The sequence below is a fragment of the Hydrogenophaga sp. genome (assembly GCF_022844385.1).
Lineage (GTDB): Bacteria > Pseudomonadota > Gammaproteobacteria > Burkholderiales > Burkholderiaceae_C > Hydrogenophaga.
Genome location: NZ_JALHLX010000185.1, coordinates 1 through 5,182, shown reverse-complemented (window position 1 = coordinate 5,182; position 5,182 = coordinate 1). Strand labels below are relative to the sequence as shown.

Annotated in this window: 5 protein-coding genes and 1 pseudogene; 3 read left to right on the top strand and 3 right to left on the bottom strand. The window is 64.7% G+C overall.

Translation table 11 applies throughout. The features are described 5' to 3' along the window. On the bottom strand, positions 1-536 hold a 536-nt coding region (locus tag Q0C59_RS18505), incomplete at its 3' end, for a SirB1 family protein (protein WP_291218318.1). A gap of 32 nt (positions 537-568) precedes the next feature. Continuing rightward, positions 569-2,128 carry a murein biosynthesis integral membrane protein MurJ gene (gene murJ, locus Q0C59_RS18500; protein ID WP_291218316.1) on the bottom strand — a complete coding sequence of 520 codons (1,560 nt, stop codon included), beginning with the start codon at positions 2,126-2,128 and terminating at the stop codon, positions 569-571. A gap of 117 nt (positions 2,129-2,245) precedes the next feature. Between murJ and rpsT the strand changes: the two genes are divergently transcribed. Next, the gene (gene rpsT, locus Q0C59_RS18495; protein WP_069047062.1) at positions 2,246-2,545 is read left to right on the top strand and encodes a 30S ribosomal protein S20; all 300 of its coding nucleotides are present in this window, start codon (positions 2,246-2,248) and stop codon (positions 2,543-2,545) included. Positions 2,546-2,989: 444 nt separating this feature from the next. Here the strand turns inward: rpsT and Q0C59_RS18490 are convergent, their stop codons facing one another. Then, entirely contained in the window at positions 2,990-3,310 is a 321-nt protein-coding gene (locus Q0C59_RS18490; RefSeq protein WP_291218314.1) for a DUF3579 domain-containing protein, read from the bottom strand. Between the two features lie 278 nt (positions 3,311-3,588). Here Q0C59_RS18490 and Q0C59_RS18485 point away from each other — a divergent pair, with 278 nt between their 5' ends. Continuing rightward, positions 3,589-4,800 carry an aspartate aminotransferase family protein gene (locus Q0C59_RS18485; RefSeq protein ID WP_291218312.1) on the top strand — a complete coding sequence of 404 codons (1,212 nt, stop codon included), beginning with the start codon at positions 3,589-3,591 and terminating at the stop codon, positions 4,798-4,800. Beyond that, positions 4,797-5,182 (top strand): annotated as a pseudogene (locus Q0C59_RS18480) (ornithine carbamoyltransferase); the annotation flags it as partial. The gene Q0C59_RS18485 and the pseudogene Q0C59_RS18480, both read left to right, overlap by 4 nt.

Genomic DNA, 5,182 nt, shown 5'->3' with positions numbered 1-5,182 from the left:
ACCAGCCCGTTGCGCCGCTTGTAGGGCTCCAGCCGTTCGGACAGATCCTCGCGGCTGAGCGACTGCCCGGTGAAGGGGTCGATCACCACCTGCCCGTTCGGCAAGTTGACCTTGACCATGAAGTGCCCGGGGAAGTTGACACCGCGCGCCTTCAGATCCATGCCCTGGGCCAGCTCCAGCCAGAGCACGGCCAGCGAAATCGGAATGCCGCGGCGCGTGCGCAGCACCGCGTTGATGTAGCTGTTGTCGGGGTCGTAGTAGTTGTTGACGTTACCGCCAAACCCCATGTCGCGAAAGAAGAACTGGTTGAGCGTGCGCAGCCGCTGCAGCGGGCCGGCGTCGGCGTTGCAGCGCCGCTTCACGCGAGAGAGCATCTGATCCACGTCGCCGAGCACCTGCTGGATGTCGAGGTCGGGGTACTCGTCCTGCGCGATGGAGGCCGCCGCCTCGAACAGCGGAAACGCGTCCTCTTCCCCGACCAGGGCTGCAAAGTAGCCCAGCGGCGTGGGTGCGGAGAATTCGTATCCGGTGGACATGGCGATCAGGCTCGTGAATGCCGCAGATTACGTCATTTTCGAACGAACTGGCGCAGGTTCAAGCCCGCCACCAGAAGGGTAAGAAAATAGACCAAAACACCGCCCAGCACACACAGCGTCAGCAGGCCCACGCGCTGCAGCGCCTGGCCTTCGAATCCGAGCCAGTTCACGCGCGCAGCCACCCACATCAGGAACACCGCCAGCAGCGCGCTGGCTGCCACCACCTGCGCGCCAAAACGCGCCCATCCCGGCGAAGGTTTGTAGGCGCCGCGCCGCATCAGGCCGATCAGCAGGAGCAAGGCATTGACCATGGCGCCGATGCCGATGGCCAGCGCCAGACCGGCATGCGCCAGGTGCGGCACCAGCAGGTAGTTCAGCACCTGCGTGAGGATCAGCACGACGATGGCGATCTTCACCGGCGTTCGGATGTCTTGCCGCGCATAGAAGCCTGGCGCGAGCACCTTGATGGCGATCAGGCCGATCAGGCCGGCGCCGTAGCCCATGAGCGCCGAAGCGGTGCGCTGCACGTCGGCGGCGGTGAACGCACCGTAGTGGTACAGCACCGCCACCAGCGGCTGGGCAAACGTGAGCAAGGCCACCGCGCAGGGCACAGCCAGCAGCACCACCAGGCGCAAACCCCAGTCGAGCAGGCCGCTGTAGCGCACGGCGTCCTCGGCCGCCTTGGCCGCGGCCAGCTGCGGCAGCAGCACCACACCCAGCGCCACACCGAGCATGGCGGTCGGGAACTCCATCAAGCGGTCGGCGTAGGTGAGCCAGCTCACGCTGCCGGTGGCCAGGTGCGAGGCGATCTGCGTGTTGATCAGCAGCGACACCTGCGCCACGCTCACGCCCAGCAAGGCCGGCAGCATGAGCGTGGTCACGCGGCGCGTGCCCGGGTGGGCCCAGGCCGCTTTCAGACCCGACCAACGCAGGCTCACGCGCGGAAACATCCCGATCTTGCGCAGCGCAGGCAGCTGTACACCGAGTTGCAGGGCACCACCCAGCAACACGCCACCCGCCATGGCAAAGATCGGCTCGATACCCAGCGTGGCGAACCAAGGTGCACCCCAATACGCGGCGGCGATCATGGCCACGTTGAGCAGCACCGGCGTGGCCGCCGGCACGGCAAAGCGCCGCCAGGTGTTCAAAATGCCGGCGGCGAGCGCCACGAACGACATGAAGGCGATGTAGGGGAACATCCAGCGCGTCATGAACACGGCGGCGTTGAAGCCCTCCTCATTCAAACCACTGGCCATGGCCCACACCAGCACCGGTGCGCCGATCACACCCAGCACGCAGGTGAAGGTGAGCGCCCAGGCCAGCACGGTGGCGATCTGGTTGACCATGGCCCGGGTGGCATCGTCGCCCTCTTTCTCGCGCACGCCAGCCAGCACGGGCACAAAGGCCTGGCTGAACGCGCCTTCGGCAAACAGGCGGCGCAGCAGGTTGGGAATGCGGAAAGCGACGTTGAACGCGTCGGTGAGCGCACTGGCGCCGAAGGTGGCCGCCATGAGCAGCTCGCGCACCAGTCCCGTGATGCGGGAAGCCAGGGTGAGCAGGGAGACGAGGGAGGCGGATTTGAACAGGGTCACGGCGCGAGTGTAGCGACGCGCCGCCCGGCGGCCATGTCCGGCCTTGCCAGCACCCAGGCCCGTGCTAAAATCGCGGGCTTTGCTGGCATCATCCCCAAACATTGAAGGAATCACATCATGGCAACCAAGCCGAAGAAAAAGAACCCCCGTCTGGCGTCTGGCCGCAAGCGCGTACGCCAAGACGTCAAGATCAACGCAGCGAACACCTCGCTGCGTTCCAAGTACCGCACCGCTGTGAAAAACGTCGAAAAAGCCGTTCTGGCCGGTGACAAGGACAAGGCGACTGAACTGTTCGCCAAGATGCAAAAAGTGGTGGACATCGTTGCCGACAAGGGCATCTTCCACAAAAACAAGGCCGCTCGTGACAAGAGCCGCCTGTCGACCAAAGTCAAGGGCCTCGCAGCAGCCGCTGCCTGAACCCCACCGGTCTGGCCCAGCCAGACCACCAGCCCGGACCTGAAAAGGTCTGCCGTTTGAAACGGGTGCGCTGCCAGCAAAAGCAAAAAAGCCGTCGCAAGACGGCTTTTTTGCGTCTGGGCTTCTTCTGGTTGTTGTTTCTGGCCGGCGTCGTTCGAATACACCTCTTGCCTGCACCTCGCGGGCTCGCGAACGCATGGCGCTCTGCTCCGCGAATGTCCCCCGGCGGCTGGAGCCGCCTCCGCCTTTATTTCGCTGCGCAGAGCGCCATGCGCCCGCGAGCCTGTGGCGGGGTGGGAGTGAGACCTGCCGAGAGCAACGAGGTCATCGGCGGCCATGGGGCACGGCGCAGCGAAATAAAGGCGGAGGGGCCAAAGGCCCCGGGGGACATTCGCGGAGCCGTGCCCCGTGGTCGCCGATGACCGGCGTAGCCTGGGAAAAACTTCAGGAAGAACGAGGCGGGTCGGGCAACAAACAAGCTTCTGCCACCTGCAGATCGTTGTCGCGCGCAAAGTTCATGCAGAAGTCCCAGGCCATGGGCTCGGCTTCGCGCAAATCAATGTGGACCACCACGCACTTGATGCCGTTGATGGTGTTGGGCACGCACCAGGGGGAATAGCTCAGGTGGCTGCCAGGCTGGGCGCCGCCGGGGCGAAAAGCGCTCATGACGCCGGCCAGACGCTCGGCCCAGTCGCTCGGCCGGAAGGTGCGGCCGTTCTGGGTGATGCCCTGGATGAAGACTTGTTTGGCTGTCGGTGAAACCATCGGGAGAAGCCTTCGGATGGAGGGCCGTGCAGAGGAGAAAACCGCCACGGCGACGAGGATCGCTCGGCCGTGGAAGCCTCAGGTATTCTATCTTATATAAGACTTGAAACGAGGGATAACCCGAGTCTGCAAGACCCGGTCACCGCGCATTTCAGCGATGCCCAACAAGCAATGATGATGCCCGGCTGCTGCGCCTAAAATCGCGCTTCGACGGCTCAACCTGCGTTGAGCCGCTTTCTTTTTGGCCCTCCAGCGCCCCACTTTCCCGGAGTCACTGCATGAACGCCGCCCTCAATCCCGCCACCTCGCCCCATGTGATGAACACCTACGGCCGCCTGCCGATCGCGATGTCGCACGGCAAGGGCGTGCGTGTATGGGATGTGAACGGCAAGGAATACATCGACGCGCTGGCCGGTATCGCGGTGAACACCCTGGGCCACGGCCACCCCAAACTGGTGCCTGCCTTGCAGGACCAGGTGGCCAAGATGATCCACTGCTGCAACTACTACCACGTGCCCGACCAGGAACGCCTGGCGCAGATGTTGGTGGAGCGTTCGGGCCTGACCAATGTGTTCTTCTGCAGCACCGGCCTGGAAGCCAACGAAGCCGCCCTGAAATTGGCGCGCAAGTACGGGCATGACAAGGGGATCGAGCGCCCCGAGATCGTGGTCTACGAGAAGGCTTTCCATGGCCGCAGCATTGCCACCCTCTCGGCCACCGGCAACCCCAAAGTGCAGGCCGGCTTCGGCCCGCTGGTGGAGGGTTTCATCCGCGTGCCGGCCAACGACATCGAGGCCTTGAAGAAGGCCACCGTGGGCAACCCCAACGTGGTGGCTGTGTTCTTCGAGACCATCCAGGGCGAAGGTGGCGTCAACCCGATGCGCGCGCAGTACCTCAAAGACGTGCGCGCCCTGTGCGATGCGCAAGACTGGCTGCTCATGATCGACGAGGTGCAGTGCGGCATGGGTCGCACCGGCAAGTGGTTCGCCCACCAGTGGGCGGGCATCCTGCCCGACGTGATGCCGCTGGCCAAGGGCCTGGGCTCGGGCGTGCCCATCGGTGCCGTGGTGGCCGGTCCCAAGGCGGCCCACATCTTCCAACCGGGCAACCACGGCACCACCTTCGGCGGCAACCCGCTGGCCATGCGCGCCGGTGTGGAAACCATCCGCATCATTGAAGAAGATGGCCTGCTGGCCAATGCGGAGCGTGTGGGTGCGCACATGCACGACGCGCTGGTGAAAAGCCTGGGCGGCCACCCGGGCCTGAAAGAGATCCGGGGCCAGGGCCTCATGATTGGTGTCGAGCTCAACCACCCCTGTGGCGTGCTCACCCAGCGCGCCGCCGACGCCGGCCTCCTGATCAGCGTCACCGCCGACAGCGTGATCCGCCTGGTGCCGCCGCTGATCATGACCATCGCCGAGGCCGACGAGGTGCTCGCCATCCTGCTTCCGCTGATCCACGCCTTCTTCAAAGAGCAGAGCCCGACATGACGATCCGCCACTACCTGCAGTTCAAGGACCTGAGCGCGGCCGAATGCGCCCACGTGCTGGAGCGCGCGGCACACATCAAGAAGAAGTTCAAGGCATTCGAGAAGTACCAGCCCTTCGCCGACCCCGACCGCACGCTGGCCATGATCTTCGAGAAGGCCAGCACGCGCACCCGCGTGAGCTTCGAGGCCGGCATGTACCAGATGGGCGGCTCGGTGGTGCACCTGACCACCGGCGACAGCCAGCTCGGCCGGGCCGAGCCGATCGAAGACAGCGCCAAGGTGATCAGCCGCATGGTCGACCTGGTGATGATCCGCACCTACGAGCAAAGCAAGATCGAGGCGTTTGCCGCGCACTCGCGCGTGCCGGTGATCAACGGCCTGAC

Excerpts from the sequence above, each read along its gene's own strand:
- rpsT (WP_069047062.1), top strand. The coding sequence starts at position 2,246 with ATGGCAACCAAGCCGAAGAAAAAGAACCCCCGTCTGGCGTCTGGCCGC.
- Q0C59_RS18490 (WP_291218314.1), bottom strand. The coding sequence starts at position 3,310 with ATGGTTTCACCGACAGCCAAACAAGTCTTCATCCAGGGCATCACCCAG.
- Q0C59_RS18485 (WP_291218312.1), top strand. The coding sequence starts at position 3,589 with ATGAACGCCGCCCTCAATCCCGCCACCTCGCCCCATGTGATGAACACC.